At 39.1% G+C, this 15,645-nt stretch carries 13 protein-coding genes and 5 tRNA genes; all 18 read left to right on the forward strand.

Going from position 1 to position 15,645, the window contains the following annotated elements:
* Positions 1 to 3: 3 nt before the first annotated feature.
* Positions 4 to 1,026: an S-methyl-5-thioribose-1-phosphate isomerase gene (gene mtnA, locus C1721_RS08775; protein WP_102408016.1), complete on the forward strand. Its 1,023-nt coding sequence runs from the start codon at positions 4 to 6 to the stop codon at positions 1,024 to 1,026.
* Positions 1,027 to 1,124: 98 nt separating this feature from the next.
* Positions 1,125 to 1,316 (forward strand): 30S ribosomal protein S21, encoded by a 192-nt coding sequence (gene rpsU, locus C1721_RS08780; RefSeq protein WP_102408017.1) that lies wholly within the window; start codon positions 1,125 to 1,127, stop codon positions 1,314 to 1,316.
* 74 nt (positions 1,317 to 1,390) lie between these two features.
* A complete protein-coding gene (locus C1721_RS08785; protein WP_102409357.1) occupies positions 1,391 to 2,296 on the forward strand; it encodes a tyrosine-type recombinase/integrase in 906 nt (301 codons plus the stop codon).
* Positions 2,286 to 2,585, forward strand: a complete 300-nt coding sequence (hpf, locus tag C1721_RS08790; RefSeq protein WP_102409355.1) for a ribosome hibernation-promoting factor, HPF/YfiA family — start codon at positions 2,286 to 2,288, stop codon at positions 2,583 to 2,585. Before C1721_RS08785 ends, hpf begins: the two co-directional genes overlap by 11 nt.
* A 98-nt stretch (positions 2,586 to 2,683) precedes the next feature.
* Positions 2,684 to 2,757, forward strand: a tRNA-Thr gene (locus C1721_RS08795).
* 17 nt (positions 2,758 to 2,774) lie between these two features.
* Positions 2,775 to 2,857: transfer RNA gene (locus C1721_RS08800), tRNA-Tyr, on the forward strand.
* An 18-nt stretch (positions 2,858 to 2,875) separates the two neighbouring features.
* Positions 2,876 to 2,948 (forward strand) — tRNA-Gly (locus C1721_RS08805).
* A 6-nt stretch (positions 2,949 to 2,954) separates the two neighbouring features.
* Positions 2,955 to 3,026 (forward strand) — tRNA-Thr (locus C1721_RS08810).
* A 54-nt stretch (positions 3,027 to 3,080) separates the two neighbouring features.
* Complete coding sequence (gene tuf, locus C1721_RS08815; protein ID WP_102408018.1) at positions 3,081 to 4,268, forward strand: elongation factor Tu; 1,188 nt, start codon at positions 3,081 to 3,083, stop codon at positions 4,266 to 4,268.
* Positions 4,269 to 4,319: 51 nt separating this feature from the next.
* Positions 4,320 to 4,392 (forward strand) — tRNA-Trp (locus tag C1721_RS08820).
* A gap of 19 nt (positions 4,393 to 4,411) precedes the next feature.
* Positions 4,412 to 4,606 carry a preprotein translocase subunit SecE gene (secE, locus tag C1721_RS08825; protein ID WP_007654183.1) on the forward strand — a complete coding sequence of 65 codons (195 nt, stop codon included), beginning with the start codon at positions 4,412 to 4,414 and terminating at the stop codon, positions 4,604 to 4,606.
* 12 nt (positions 4,607 to 4,618) lie between these two features.
* The gene (gene nusG, locus C1721_RS08830; protein WP_102408019.1) at positions 4,619 to 5,161 is read left to right on the forward strand and encodes a transcription termination/antitermination protein NusG; all 543 of its coding nucleotides are present in this window, start codon (positions 4,619 to 4,621) and stop codon (positions 5,159 to 5,161) included.
* Between the two features lie 64 nt (positions 5,162 to 5,225).
* The gene (gene rplK / locus C1721_RS08835; RefSeq protein WP_102408020.1) at positions 5,226 to 5,669 is read left to right on the forward strand and encodes a 50S ribosomal protein L11; all 444 of its coding nucleotides are present in this window, start codon (positions 5,226 to 5,228) and stop codon (positions 5,667 to 5,669) included.
* A gap of 15 nt (positions 5,670 to 5,684) precedes the next feature.
* Positions 5,685 to 6,383: a 50S ribosomal protein L1 gene (gene rplA / locus C1721_RS08840; RefSeq protein WP_102408021.1), complete on the forward strand. Its 699-nt coding sequence runs from the start codon at positions 5,685 to 5,687 to the stop codon at positions 6,381 to 6,383.
* 15 nt (positions 6,384 to 6,398) lie between these two features.
* The gene (gene rplJ / locus C1721_RS08845) at positions 6,399 to 6,923 is read left to right on the forward strand and encodes a 50S ribosomal protein L10 (RefSeq protein WP_102408022.1); all 525 of its coding nucleotides are present in this window, start codon (positions 6,399 to 6,401) and stop codon (positions 6,921 to 6,923) included.
* 49 nt (positions 6,924 to 6,972) lie between these two features.
* Positions 6,973 to 7,350 (forward strand): 50S ribosomal protein L7/L12, encoded by a 378-nt coding sequence (rplL, locus tag C1721_RS08850; RefSeq protein ID WP_102408023.1) that lies wholly within the window; start codon positions 6,973 to 6,975, stop codon positions 7,348 to 7,350.
* A gap of 107 nt (positions 7,351 to 7,457) precedes the next feature.
* On the forward strand, positions 7,458 to 11,270 hold the full coding sequence (gene rpoB, locus C1721_RS08855; RefSeq protein WP_102408024.1) for a DNA-directed RNA polymerase subunit beta: 3,813 nt from the start codon (positions 7,458 to 7,460) through the stop codon (positions 11,268 to 11,270).
* Between the two features lie 74 nt (positions 11,271 to 11,344).
* The gene (gene rpoC, locus C1721_RS08860; RefSeq protein WP_102408025.1) at positions 11,345 to 15,634 is read left to right on the forward strand and encodes a DNA-directed RNA polymerase subunit beta'; all 4,290 of its coding nucleotides are present in this window, start codon (positions 11,345 to 11,347) and stop codon (positions 15,632 to 15,634) included.
* Positions 15,635 to 15,645 lie beyond the last annotated feature (11 nt).

Here is a 15,645-nt window from a genome sequence, read left to right on the forward strand (position 1 = left end):
GGTATGATAAAGGAGCTTTTTTCTTTAAAAACTGTTTGTCTGAATGAGGCAGAAGATGCTGTGGTAATTCTGGATCAAACATTGTTGCCTGAAAAGGAAGAATATGTTCTGTTGACGGCAGAACAGGAAATCTGGGATGCTATTTATAAATTAAAAGTAAGAGGAGCTCCTGCGATTGGAATTGCTGCGGCTTATGGTCTTTATATTTGTAGCCGGAGGATTGTGGCGAATTCTTTTGATCCTTTTTATTTGGAATTTTGTAGGATAAAGACGTATCTTTCGGGGGCACGGCCTACTGCAGTGAATTTGATGGCGGCCTTAAATAGAATGGATAAAAAGGTTTTGCTGAATAAAGAAAAGAGTATTGATGAAATTAAACTGATATTATTACAAGAAGCATATGCTATTCGGGATGAAGACGCTAGGGCTTGTCGACAAATAGGTGAGAATTGTCTGTCTTTTTTTAAACCCGGGATGGGGATATTAACACACTGTAATGCCGGACATTTGGCTGTTTCTGAATATGGGACGGCGTTGGCTCCGATCTATTTGGGGCAGGAGCGAGGTTATAATTTTAAGGTATTTGCGGATGAAACACGTCCGCTGTTACAAGGTGCTCGTTTAACGGCTTATGAATTACAACGTGCGGGTGTTGATGTTACTCTTATTTGTGATAATATGGTTGCTTCGGTAATGCAAAAAGGTTGGATACAAGCTGTGGTTGTGGGATGTGATCGTATTGCTGCGAATGGAGATGTCGCTAATAAAATAGGAACGTTGGGTGTTGCTGTTTTAGCTCATTATTATGGTATTCCATTTTATGTATTGGGCCCTACATCTACAATAGATAAACACTGTCCCGATGGTAATTCGATTGTTATAGAAGAGCGAGACCCGGAGGAGGTTACAACAATGTGGTATGGTAGACGGATGGCGCCTGAAAATATAAAAGTTTATAATCCTGCGTTTGATATTACCCCTCGTAAATTGATAACAGCTACAATAACCGAAAAAGGAATTTATTAGAAAAATATTTCAACGAAAGTTTTGATAATAACGAAACTATCAGTAATTTTGCTGCCCGATTTGTGGATAGACTAATAAACAATATAATACATTAAATTATGATCGTAGTTCCATTGAAAGAAGGCGAAAACATTGAAAAAGCGCTGAAGAAGTTTAAAAGAAAATTTGAGAAAACAGGTGTGGTGAAAGAGTTAAGAAGCCGTCAGGCTTTTGAAAAGCCTTCTGTTTCTAAGAGAAAGCAAACTATGCGTGCAATTTATGTTCAGCATTTGCAACAAGTAGAAGAATAAATATATCTAACAGGGCTTGTTTTATTGAATTCTTATTCCTATTTTCGTTGCATAAAAGTTGATGCAACGTGGACATTCTGATTGATGACTTTTTAAATTATCTTCGCTATGAAAGGAATTATTCCGATTATACAGTGAAGGCGTATTCAAAAGATTTAAACCAATTTGAAGAATATGTAAAGTCGTGTCAAGAAGGGGTGTTTGTTCCTGATATTATTGATGCGGATATAGTGAGAGATTGGATCGTCTGTTTATTGGACGAAAAAATATCCCCAGTGTCGGTAAATCGGAAATTAAGTTCTTTGAAATCTTTTTTTAAGTTTCTCATGAAACAGAAAATTGTCTCTGTGAATCCGCTCCGGTTGATTGTTGGACCAAAGACAAAAAAGCCATTGCCTTATTTTGTAAAAGAAGGGGATATGGAAGCTTTGTTGGATGGAGATGGGTTTGATGAGGATTTTGAAGGTGTAAGGGATCATTTGGTGATTGAAATGCTTTACGATACCGGATTGCGTCGTTCGGAATTGATCGGGATAAAAGATGCTGATGTGGATTTTGATGCGTCGTTGTTGAAAGTGACGGGAAAGCGTAATAAACAGCGTTTGATTCCTTTTGCGGAAGGTTTAAAAGACTTGATGCTTGCATACACGGAAGTTCGAAATCGTGAAGTTGGCGCGCAAAGCGAGTGGTTCTTTGTAAGAAAGAATGGACAACAGTTATCTGCCGGTATGGTTTATAATATTGTAAAAAAGAAACTGTCGGATATTCCAACATTGGCAAAACGTAGTCCGCACGTATTGAGACATTCATTTGCAACAAGTATGTTGAACAATGGGGCAGAGTTAAATGCTGTGAAAGAATTGCTCGGACATAGCAGCTTGGCTTCAACCAGTGTTTATACACATACGACTTTTGAGGAATTAAAAAAAGTGTATCATGCTCATCCCAGAGCTAAAAAAGGAGGTAATTATGGAAATTAGAATTCGAGCTATCCATTTTGATGCTACCAGTCAGTTGGAAACATTTATTCAAAAAAAGGTTTCTAAATTAGACCAGTATTTTGACGGTATTCTATCAGCAGAAGTTACTTTGAAAGTAGTTAAACCGGAAACTGCCCAGAATAAGCAGGCGGGAATTCTGTTAAATATTAAGAATGGCGATTGTTTCGCAGAGAAGGTTGCCGATTCTTTTGAGGCTGCTATAGATGACTGTGTTGAGGCTTTAGAAAAGCAGTTGGTTAAATTCAAAGAAAAAATAAGAGCCAAATAAAAAAAAACGGTAGATAAATTTGGTATATAAGAAATAATATCTAAATTTGCAGCCGTTTCGCCATGATGACGAAACGGCTTCTTTTAGAAGTTTATAATGCCTCTTTAGCTCAGTTGGCCAGAGCACGTGATTTGTAATCTCGGGGTCGTTGGTTCGAATCCGACAAGAGGCTCAATTAATGTATTGAAAGGGCAGTTACCAGAGTGGCCAAATGGGGCTGACTGTAACTCAGCTGGCTTTCGCCTTCGGTGGTTCGAATCCATCACTGCCCACATATATATTAATGACAGGCGGAAGTAGCTCAGTCGATAGAGCATTAGCCTTCCAAGCTGAGGGTCGCGGGTTTGAATCCCGTCTTCCGCTCTATTTGCCTAAATAGCTCAGCGGTAGAGCACTTCCTTGGTAAGGAAGAGGTCCCGAGTTCAAGTCTCGGTTTAGGCTCGCTTGTATTTTTTTTAGAACATGATCATTAATTAAATAAAGAACAATTAAGTTATGGCAAAAGAGAAATTTGACAGATCGAAACCACATGTGAACATTGGTACGATTGGTCACGTAGACCACGGTAAAACAACTTTGACAGCTGCAATTACTACAGTATTGGCAAAGAAAGGTCTTTCAGAATTGCGTTCATTCGATTCAATCGACAATGCTCCTGAAGAAAAAGAAAGAGGTATTACTATTAACACTTCTCACGTAGAGTATTCGACTGCAAATCGTCACTATGCTCACGTAGACTGTCCGGGTCACGCCGACTACGTAAAGAACATGGTAACTGGTGCTGCTCAGATGGACGGTGCTATCATCGTAGTTGCTGCTACTGATGGTCCTATGCCTCAGACTCGTGAACACATTTTGTTGGCTCGTCAGGTAAACGTTCCTAGATTGGTTGTTTTCATGAACAAATGTGACATGGTAGACGATGAAGAAATGTTGGAATTGGTTGAAATGGAAATGAGAGAACTTCTTTCTTTCTATGATTTCGACGGCGATAACACTCCTATCATTCGTGGTTCTGCTTTGGGTGCATTGAACGGTGATGCAAAATGGGAAGAAAAAGTAATGGAACTGATGGATGCGGTAGATACTTGGATTCCGCTGCCTCCGCGTGAAGTTGACAAACCTTTTTTGATGCCGGTTGAAGACGTGTTCTCTATCACAGGTCGTGGTACAGTTGCTACTGGTCGTATTGAAACAGGTATCGTAAAAGTTGGTGAAGAAGTTCAGATCATTGGTCTGGGTGCTGACGGAAAGAAATCTGTTGTTACAGGTGTTGAAATGTTCCGTAAATTGTTGGATCAAGGTGAAGCTGGTGACAACGTAGGTCTGTTGCTTCGTGGTATCGACAAGAACGAAATCAAACGTGGTATGGTAATTTGTCACCCGGGTCAGGTTAAAGAACACTCTAAGTTCAAAGCTGAGGTTTATATCCTGAAAAAAGAAGAAGGTGGTCGTCATACTCCATTCCATAACAAATATCGTCCTCAGTTCTATATCCGTACATTGGACGTAACTGGTGAAATTACTCTTCCTGAAGGAACTGAAATGGTTATGCCTGGTGATAACGTAACAATTGAAGTTGAACTGATTTATCCGGTAGCTTGTAATGTTGGTCTTCGTTTCGCTATTCGTGAAGGTGGACGTACTGTAGGTGCTGGTCAGATCACAGAATTAGAAAACTAATTCAAATTAAACATAGAGTTTTAGCCAGTCTGTAAAAAGACTGGCTATTTTACGGAAGTAGCTCAGTTGGTAGAGCACTGGTCTCCAAAACCAGGTGTCGGGAGTTCGAGCCTCTCCTTCCGTGCTAAAAATCTATAGATTCGATGAAAAAGATAATTACTTATATTAAGGAATCTTATAACGAACTTGTTTATAAAGTTTCTTGGCCTACAAGAACAGAGCTTTCCAATAGTGCTGTGGTTGTTATGTTTGCTTCCCTTATAATCGCGGCAGTAATCTTTGTTGTAGACTTAGGCTTCGAAAGCGTAATGCGTTTCTTCTACGAGAAAATCTTTTAATCAGTTTTAGATATGTCTGATATCCAAAAGAAATTTTATGTTCTGCGTGCCATTAGTGGTAAGGAGAATAAAGTCAGAGAATATCTCGAGGCTGAACTGAAGAATACGGATCTGGGTGAATATGTCAATCAGGTTCTTATTCCTACGGAGAAGACTTTTACGGTGCGTAACGGTAAGAAAGTAATGAAAGAGAGAGCTTACTTACCGGGATATGTGTTGGTAGAGGCTGCATTGGTTGGTGAAGTCGCTCATCGATTGAGAAACATTCCCAATGTTATTGGATTTTTAGGAGGATCAGATAATCCTGTTCCATTGCGTCCTGCTGAAGTGAGTCGTATTTTAGGTACGGTTGATGAATTACAGGAACAACAGGAAGACTTGGATATCCAGTTTTATGTTGGAGAAAATGTGAAAATCACTTTTGGACCGTTTAACGGTTTTACTGGTGTGATCGAAGAAGTCAATGCCGAGAAAAAGAAACTTAAAGTGATGGTTAAAGTCTTCGGACGGAAAACCCCGCTTGAGCTGGGCTATATGCAAGTTGAGAAAGAATAGTACTCTTGTTACGAAAAGTACTTGACTTTCTGTTTTTGATGTTATATATCTAAATTTTAGAAAAATGGCTAAAGAAGTTGCTGGACAAATCAAATTGCAGATTAAAGGAGGAGCAGCAAACCCTTCTCCCCCAGTAGGACCTGCTTTAGGTTCTAAGGGTATTAATATTATGGAGTTTTGCAAGCAATTTAATGCCAAGACCCAAGACAAGGCTGGTAAAGTATTACCTGTGGTAATCACTTACTATGTTGATAAGTCTTTCGACTTTATTGTTAAAACCCCTCCTGTTGCTATTCAATTATTGGAAGCTGCTAAATTAAAGAGTGGTTCTGCTGAGCCAAATCGTAAGAAAGTTGCAGAAGTTTCTTGGGATCAGGTAAAAACTATCGCAGAAGACAAGTTAGTCGATTTAAACTGCTTTACTGTTGAGTCTGCCATGAAAATGGTTGCAGGAACAGCCAGAAGTATGGGTATCACTGTTAAAGGGACATTCCCGGGTAATAATTAATAAACTTCAATTGAGATGAGTAAACTTACAAAAAATCAAAAGTTGGCTTTGGGCAAAATTGAAGCTGGGAAAGCATATACATTGAAGGAAGCTTCAGCTTTAGTAAAAGAAATTACTACTACTAAATTTGATGCTTCTGTGGATGTTGATGTTCGTTTAGGTGTTGACCCCCGTAAAGCCAATCAAATGGTAAGAGGCGTCGTTTCGTTGCCTCACGGAACAGGTAAGCAAGTTAGGGTTCTCGCATTATGTACACCTGACAAGGAAGCTGAAGCAACTGCTGCTGGAGCTGACTATGTTGGCTTGGATGAGTATATCGATAAAATTAAAGGTGGTTGGACCGATATTGACGTTATCATTACTATGCCTTCTATCATGGGTAAGATCGGTGCTTTAGGTCGTGTATTAGGCCCTCGTGGTTTGATGCCTAATCCTAAGAGCGGTACGGTTACTAATGAAATTGGCAATGCGGTGAAGGAGGTTAAGCAAGGTAAGATCGACTTTAAAGTAGACAAATCCGGTATCGTTCATACATCAATCGGAAAGGTATCTTTCAATGCCGATCAGATTCGTGATAACGCGAAGGAATTTATTTCAACTCTTCTGAAGTTGAAACCGTCTGCAGCTAAAGGTGCATATATAAAGAGCATTTATCTTTCAAGTACAATGAGTGCGGGTATTAAAATTGACCCCAAATCAGTTGAAGAAATCTAAAAAAATAATTAGACAATGAGAAAGGAAGATAAAGGTGCTATAATAGAACAGCTTACTGCAACTGTTAAAGAATATCCTAATTTCTATTTGACTGATATCGAAGCATTGGATGCTGAGAAAACCAGTAAATTGAGAAGAGAATGTTTTAAACAGGAAGTAAAGCTTGTAGTAGTAAAGAATAGCTTGCTTAAAAAAGCGTTGGAAAATGTTGATGGTGATTTTTCATCGTTACATGATGCAATGAAGGGCAATACAGCTGTGATGTTTTCACAGGTGGCTAATGCTCCTGCTCGCCTGATCAAAGATTTTACTAAGGATACTAAGGGTGAAGGTAAACCCCAGTTGAAAGCTGCCTATGTACAGGAAAGCTTCTATATTGGTGCTGAAAACTTAGAAGCTTTGGTAACTATAAAGAGCAAAAATGAACTTATCGCAGATGTTATTGCTTTGTTGGAATCTCCAGCGAAAAACGTTATTTCTGCTCTACAGTCATCAGGACAAACTATCCATGGTCTGTTGAAGACTTTGGAAGAAAGATAATTTATCAATTTATTTATTACAGATTATAATCATTTAAATCATACAAAAAATGGCAGATTTGAAAGCTTTTGCAGAACAATTAGTAAACCTGACCGTAAAAGAAGTTAGCGAATTGGCTACAATCCTTAAAGAAGAATATGGTATTGAACCTGCTGCTGCAGCTGTTGCTGTTGCTGGTCCTGCTGCTGGTGGTGCTGCTGCCGCTGCAGAAGAAAAAACTTCTTTCGATGTAGTATTGAAAGCAGCTGGTGCTAATAAATTAGCTATCGTTAAGTTAGTAAAAGAATTAACTGGTCTGGGCTTGAAAGAAGCTAAAGATTTAGTTGATGGCGCTCCTAGCAACCTTAAGGAAGGTCTTGCTAAAGCAGATGCTGAAGCATTAAAGAAAAGCTTAGAAGAAGCTGGAGCTGAAGTTGAGCTTAAATAGTATTTATAGCCTGGTAATCAGGTGAGTTGGTTAAGAGTCTCCGACTTCGAGGACTCTTAACCTTTTTGTGTCTATATTTTCAATAAGTTCAATAAATTCCCTATTAGATGTCTTCAACAGCTGAAAACCAAAGAGTTAATTTTGCTTCGATAAAGAATCAATTTCCGTATCCTGACTTTCTCGAAGTTCAATTGAAGTCATTTCAAGACTTTCTTCAACTTGACACACCTCCTGAAAAAAGAAAGAAGGAGGGGTTGTATAAGGTATTTGCGGAAAATTTTCCAATTGCAGATACGCGTAACAACTTCGTGTTGGAGTTCTTAGATTACTATATAGATCCGCCCCGTTATACTATTGACGAATGTATTGCGCGCGGATTAACCTATAGTGTGCCTTTAAAAGCGAAGTTAAAATTATATTGTACGGATCCTGATCATGAAGATTTTGATACGGTGATACAGGACGTATATTTAGGCCCGATTCCGTATATGACGGAAAGAGGTACTTTTGTGATAAATGGTGCTGAGCGTGTTGTTGTATCCCAATTACACCGTTCTCCTGGCGTGTTTTTTGGACAAAGCATACATGCTAATGGAACAAAACTATATTCAGCACGTATTATTCCGTTTAAAGGTTCATGGATCGAATTTGCAACAGACATTAATAATGTGATGTATGCATATATTGATCGTAAAAAGAAATTGCCTGTAACTACCCTTTTAAGAGCTATTGGTTTTGAAAGTGATAGAGATATTCTTGAAATTTTTAATCTTGCTGAAGAAGTAAAAGTTTCCAAAACTAATTTGAAGAAACTGATTGGTCGTAAATTGGCTGCTCGTGTTTTGAAGACTTGGGTGGAGGATTTCGTGGATGAAGATACTGGAGAGGTTGTTTCTATTGAACGTAATGATGTTATCATAGATCGTGAATCGGTTCTTGATAGCGATAGTATTGAAGCTATTCTTGAATCTGGAACTCAAAATGTCTTGTTACATCGAGAGGATCAGAATTTGTCGGATTATGCTATCATATATAACACACTTCAGAAAGACCCGAGTAATTCAGAAAAAGAGGCTGTTTTATATATTTACCGTCAGTTGAGAAACGCGGAGCCTGCCGATGAAGCAAGTGCACGTGAAGTAATCACAAATTTGTTCTTCTCGGAAAAACGTTATGATCTGGGTGAAGTAGGGCGTTATAGAATAAATAAAAAGTTAGGCCTTTCTACAAGTGAAGATGTTAAGGTTTTAACGAAGGAAGATATCATTGAGATCATTAAATATCTGATTGAGTTGATTAACTCAAAAGCTATTGTTGATGATATTGACCACCTAAGCAATCGCCGTGTACGTACAGTTGGTGAACAGCTTTATAATCAATTTGGGATAGGGCTTGCCCGTATGTCCCGCACGGTACGTGAACGTATGAATGTTCGCGATAATGAGGTATTTACCCCGATAGATTTGATTAATGCTAAGACTATTTCTTCTGTTGTTAATTCATTCTTCGGAACAAATGCTTTATCTCAGTTTATGGACCAGACAAATCCATTGGCGGAGATTACGCATAAACGCCGTTTGTCAGCTTTAGGGCCGGGTGGTTTGTCTAGAGAGCGCGCCGGATTTGAAGTCCGTGACGTTCACTATACTCACTATGGTCGCCTTTGTCCAATTGAAACACCGGAAGGTCCGAATATCGGTTTGATATCTTCTTTATGTGTGTATGCAAAAATAAATGATTTGGGCTTTATTGCAACTCCATATCGTAAGGTTGTTGATGGTAAAGTTGATTTTTCAGAAGAAGGTTTGCAATATTACACAGCTGAAGAAGAGGAGGAAATGACAATTGCTCAGGGGAATGCACCTTTGAACGATGAAGGTGTTTTTATCCGTGATAAAGTAAAAGCCAGATTTGAAGCAGATTTCCCTGTTGTTACCCCTTCTGAAGTAGATTTGATGGACGTTGCTCCGCAGCAGATCGCTTCTATTGCAGCTTCATTGATTCCTTTCCTTGAACATGATGATGCTAACCGTGCGTTGATGGGATCTAACATGATGCGTCAGGCTGTTCCTTTGTTGCGTACAGATGCGCCGATTGTTGGTACAGGAATTGAAGCCCAGGTGGCAAGAGATTCACGTACTCAGATTATGGCAGAACGTGACGGGGAGGTAGTATTTGTTGATGCTACTTGTATTAAAATTAAATATGATCGTACGGAGGACGAAGAATTTGTAAGCTTCGAAGATTCGATCAAAACATATGTTATTCCGAAATGGCGTAAAACAAATCAAAGTACAACTGTTGATTTACGACCGATTTGTTCTCGTGGGCAACGTGTAAAAGCCGGTGATATTTTGACAGAAGGTTATTCTACCCAGAATGGAGAACTTGCTTTGGGACGTAATGTCAAGGTTGCATATATGCCATGGAAGGGATATAATTATGAGGATGCTATTGTATTGAACGAACGTATGGTTCGTGAAGACTTCTTTACTTCGGTTCATGTAGATGAGTATATACTTGAAGTGCGTGAAACTAAACGTGGTATGGAAGAATTAACATCAGATATACCTAATGTAAGCGAAGAAGCGACAAAAGATTTGGATGAAAGAGGTATTGTCCGTATTGGCGCTCGCATAGAACCCGGTGATATTTTGATTGGTAAGATTACTCCAAAGGGTGAGTCTGATCCTTCTCCGGAAGAAAAGTTACTACGTGCTATATTTGGTGATAAGGCTGGGGATGTAAAAGATGCTTCATTAAAAGCTACTCCCTCTTTACGTGGGGTCGTTATTGATACAGCTTTGTTCTCAAAGGCCGTAAAGAAACGTAAATCGAGATTAACTGATAAGGCTATTCTTCCGAAATTGGACGAAGAGTACGAGCAGAAAATGGCTGATTTGAAGAATCTGCTTGTTGACAAATTATTGGTTTTGACAAGTGGCAAAACTTCTCAAGGTGTTAAAGATTACACGAATACGGAAGTTATTGCAAAAGGCTCAAAATTCTCTCGTAAGTCTTTGGAAGAGTTAGATTATAATGCTGTTCAAGTAAGTAAATGGACAGTTGACGCAGACAAAAATGAGTTAATTAAGCAGGTTATTCTTAATTATCTGAAGAAATATAAGGAATTAGATGCTGAACTGAGACGTAGGAAATTTGATCTTACTATCGGTGACGAATTACCTACAGGTATTGTTCAGATGGCTAAAGTTTATATTGCGAAGAAACGTAAAATTCAAGTAGGGGATAAGATGGCCGGTCGTCATGGTAACAAAGGTATTGTTTCCAAGATTGTTCGTCAGGAAGATATGCCGTTCCTTGAAGATGGAACTCCAGTTGATATCTGTTTGAATCCTCTGGGTGTACCTTCTCGTATGAACCTGGGACAGATATTTGAAGCTGTATTAGGTTGGGCTGGTCGTTCTTTGGATGTTAAGTTCGCAACTCCAATTTTTGATGGTGCCACTTTAGACGATTTGAATAAATGGACAGACAAAGCTGAACTTCCTCGCTATGGTAAGACTTATTTGTATGATGGCGGAACGGGAGAACGTTTTGACCAGACTGCAACGGTAGGTGTTACATACTTTTTGAAGTTGGGACACATGGTTGACGATAAGATGCACGCACGTTCTATCGGTCCGTATTCTTTGATTACTCAACAACCGTTAGGTGGTAAAGCTCAGTTTGGTGGTCAGCGTTTCGGTGAAATGGAAGTTTGGGCACTGGAAGCATTCGGTGCTGCTCACATTCTTCAGGAAATACTTACAATTAAGTCTGATGACGTCATTGGACGTTCTAAAGCTTATGAAGCAATCGTTAAGGGTGATCCTATGCCTCAGCCGGGTATCCCTGAATCTTTGAATGTATTGTTACATGAGTTGAGAGGTCTTGGTTTAAGTTTTACTTTGGATTAATTCAACAACAATAAGAGTAGATGAGTTTCATCTCATCTACTTTATCTATTGATAACTCTTTATAAATAAAAAATATGGCCTTTAGAAAAGAAAACAAGATAAAGAGTAACTTTTCAAAAATAACCATCGGTCTGGCATCTCCTGAAGAGATTCTTGAAAACTCCAGTGGTGAGGTTTTAAAACCTGAAACGATTAACTATCGTACATACAAGCCAGAACGTGACGGTTTATTCTGTGAGCGAATCTTTGGTCCTATTAAGGATTATGAGTGTCATTGCGGAAAATACAAACGTATTCGTTATAAAGGTATAGTTTGTGATCGTTGTGGTGTGGAAGTTACAGAAAAGAAAGTTCGTCGTGAACGTATGGGACACATTCATTTGGTAGTTCCTGTAGCTCATATCTGGTACTTCCGTTCTTTGCCTAATAAAATCGGTTATTTGTTGGGCTTGCCTACAAAGAAATTAGATTCTATTATTTATTATGAACGCTATGTAGTTATTCAACCGGGATGTGTTGATACTGTTGCTGAATTGGATTTATTGTCAGAAGAAGAATATTTACAGATTCTGGATAATCTGCCAAAAGAAAATCAGTTGCTGGAAGATACTGATCCTAACAAATTCATAGCTAAAATAGGAGCTGAAGCTGTATATGATTTGTTAGCTCGTTTGGACCTTGATTCGTTATCTTATGAATTACGTCACCGCGCAAGTACAGATGGTTCACAACAACGTAAAAACGAAGCTTTAAAACGTTTGCAAGTTGTTGAATCTTTTCGTGCTTCGAAAGGACGTAATAAACCGGAATGGATGATCATGAAGGTGATTCCGGTTATTCCTCCGGAACTACGTCCTTTAGTACCATTGGACGGTGGTCGTTTTGCAACATCTGACTTGAATGATCTGTATCGTCGTGTTATTATCCGTAATAATCGTCTGAAACGATTAATTGACATTAAGGCTCCGGAAGTAATCTTGCGTAATGAAAAGCGTATGCTTCAGGAAGCAGTGGACTCTCTGTTCGATAACTCTCGTAAGTCGAGTGCTGTTAAGACGGATGCTAATCGTCCGCTGAAATCTTTATCAGATAGTTTGAAGGGTAAACAAGGACGTTTCCGTCAGAATTTGCTGGGTAAACGTGTTGACTATTCGGCACGTTCGGTTATTGTTGTTGGTCCGGAGTTAAAAATGCACGAATGCGGTTTGCCGAAGGGTATGGCTGCCGAATTATATAAACCTTTTGTTATTCGTAAATTGATCGAACGTGGTATCGTTAAAACGGTGAAATCTGCTAAAAAGATTGTAGACCGTAAGGAACCTGTTGTTTGGGATATTTTGGAATATGTAATGAAAGGTCATCCTGTATTATTGAACCGTGCGCCAACATTGCACCGTTTAGGTATTCAGGCATTTCAACCGAAACTGATTGAAGGTAAGGCTATCCAGTTGCATCCATTGGCATGTACGGCATTTAATGCCGACTTTGACGGTGACCAGATGGCTGTTCATTTACCTTTAGGCAATGAAGCTGTTTTGGAAGCGCAAATGTTAATGCTTGCTTCTCATAACATTTTGAACCCGGCAAATGGTGCTCCTATTACTGTACCTTCTCAGGATATGGTGCTTGGTTTGTATTATATAACAAAAATGCGTCGGGGTACTCTTGGTGAAGGATTGGTGTTTTATGGAGCAGAAGAAGCGACAATTGCATATAATGAGAAGAAAGTGGATATTCACGCTCCGATCAAAGTTTATGTTGAAGATATCGATGAGGAAGGCAATATTATCAGGAAAATGACGGAGACTTCTGTTGGTCGTTTGATGGTTAATGAGTTTGTTCCTGCTGAAGTTGGATATATAAATGAAGTACTTGGCAAAAAAGCACTTCGTGACATTATCGGTAAGGTTATTAAAGTTTGTGGTGTTGCCCGTACAGCCCAATTCTTGGATGATATTAAAAATCTGGGATACTACATGGCCTTCAAAGGTGGTCTGTCGTTTAACCTTGCAGACGTTCTTATTCCACCGGAAAAAGATGCCTTGGTGAAAGAAGGTTATGATGAGGTAGAGCAAATTCTGGCTAACTATAACATGGGTTTCATTACCAATAATGAACGTTACAATCAGATTATTGACACGTGGACACATGTTAACAGTAAGTTGTCAAATATTTTGATGAAACAGCTTACTAATGACAATGATGGTTTCAACTCTATCTATATGATGATGGATTCTGGAGCCCGTGGTTCTAAAGAACAGATTCGTCAGTTGTCCGGTATGCGTGGTTTGATGGCAAAACCGCAAAAGAGCGGTGCAGAAGGTGGCCAGATTATTGAAAACCCGATTCTTTCAAACTTTAAAGAAGGTCTGTCTGTATTGGAATACTTTATTTCTACTCACGGTGCTCGTAAAGGTTTGGCCGATACTGCATTGAAGACTGCAGATGCTGGATACTTGACTCGTCGTCTGGTTGATGTTTCACATGATGTAATTGTGAACGAAGAAGACTGCGGTACATTGCGTGGTTTGATTTGCACGGAGTTAAAAAATAACGAAGAAGTAATTGCTTCTTTGTATGAAAGAATACTTGGACGTGTATCTGTTCATGATATTATTCATCCGATTACCGGAGAAATTATTGTTCGTTCCGGAGAAGAAATTCGTGAAGATGCAGCTCAAAAGATTCAGGATTCTCCAATCGAGAGTGTTGAAATCCGTTCTGTATTGACATGTGAATCAAAGAAGGGCGTATGTGCGAAGTGTTACGGACGTAATTTAGCCACTGGCCGAATGGTTCAGAAAGGTGAAGTTGTTGGCGTAATTGCTGCACAGTCAATTGGTGAACCGGGTACACAGTTGACACTGCGTACATTCCACGTCGGTGGTATTGCATCTAATATTGCAACAGAAAATAGTATCACATCAAAATATGATGGTATACTTGAAATAGATGAACTTCGAGCTGTAGAAGCTGAAGAAAATGGAAAGAAACATAAAGTTGTAGTAAGCCGTTTGGCTGAAATGCGTATTGTAGATCCGAATACGAAAATTGTATTGCTTACGCATAATATACCTTATGGTTCAAAATTATTCTTTGACAATGGCGCTACGGTTAAAAAGGGTGATGTAATTATTGAATGGGATCCGTTCAATGCTGTTATCGTATCTGAAGTTTCGGGTAAGATTGAATTTGAAAGTTTGGTAGAAAACATTACTTACAAAGTAGAAAGTGATGAAACTACAGGCTTGAAAGAAAAGATTATTATCGAGTCTAAAGATAAGACGAAGGCTCCGGCTGCTCATATTGTAGATGAAAATGGAAATTATTTGAAAAACTATTCATTGCCGTTAGGCGCACACGTTGTTAAAGAAAACGGAGATGCGGTTAAGGCTGGTGAAGTTTTGGTTAAAATTCCTCGTGCGGTTGGTAAAGCCGGTGATATCACTGGTGGTCTTCCTCGTGTTACCGAATTGTTTGAAGCCCGTAATCCGTCTAATCCTGCTGTTGTTTCTGAAATAGATGGTGAAGTAGGATTTGGCAAAATCAAACGTGGTAATCGTGAAATTACAGTCACTTCTAAACTTGGCGAAGTTAAGAAATACATGGTTCCTCTGTCAAAACAACTATTAGTTCAGGAAAACGATTATATTCGTGCAGGTATGCCATTATCCGATGGAGCTATTACTCCTTCTGATATCCTTGCTATTAAAGGACCGACTGCCGTTCAGGAATATATTGTGAATGAAGTTCAGGATGTTTACCGTTTGCAGGGTGTAAAAATCAATGACAAACACTTTGAGGTCATTGTGCGTCAAATGATGCGTAAGGTAGAAGTGGTTGATCCGGGAGATACTCGTTTCTTGGAACAGCAGGTTGTTGATAAGTTGGAGGTAATGGATGAAAACGATCGTATCTGGGGCAAGAAAGTTGTTACGGAGCCAGGAGATTCTCAAACATTACAAGCCGGTCAGATTGTAACAGCTCGCAAGTTGAGAGATGAGAATAGTATGTTGAAACGTCGTGACCTTAAACTGGTTGAAGTACGTGATGCTATTCCTGCTACGGCTAACCAAATACTTCAAGGTATTACGCGTGCTGCATTACAAACTAACAGTTTTATGTCTGCTGCCTCTTTCCAGGAAACAACTAAAGTTCTGAATGAAGCTGCAATCAATGGAAAGGTAGACCGTTTGGAAGGTTTGAAGGAGAACGTTATCTGTGGACATTTGATTCCGGCAGGAACAGGACAGAGAGAGTTTGACAAACTGATTGTTGGTGCTAAAGATGAATTTGAACGGATTTTCGCCAATCGTAAAAATGTGGTAGATTTTAATACCATGGATAGAGAAGGTGAAGAATAAAACGTTTAAAA

The organism is Parabacteroides bouchesdurhonensis (genome assembly GCF_900186615.1).
GTDB classification, from domain to species: Bacteria; Bacteroidota; Bacteroidia; order Bacteroidales; family Tannerellaceae; genus Parabacteroides; species Parabacteroides bouchesdurhonensis.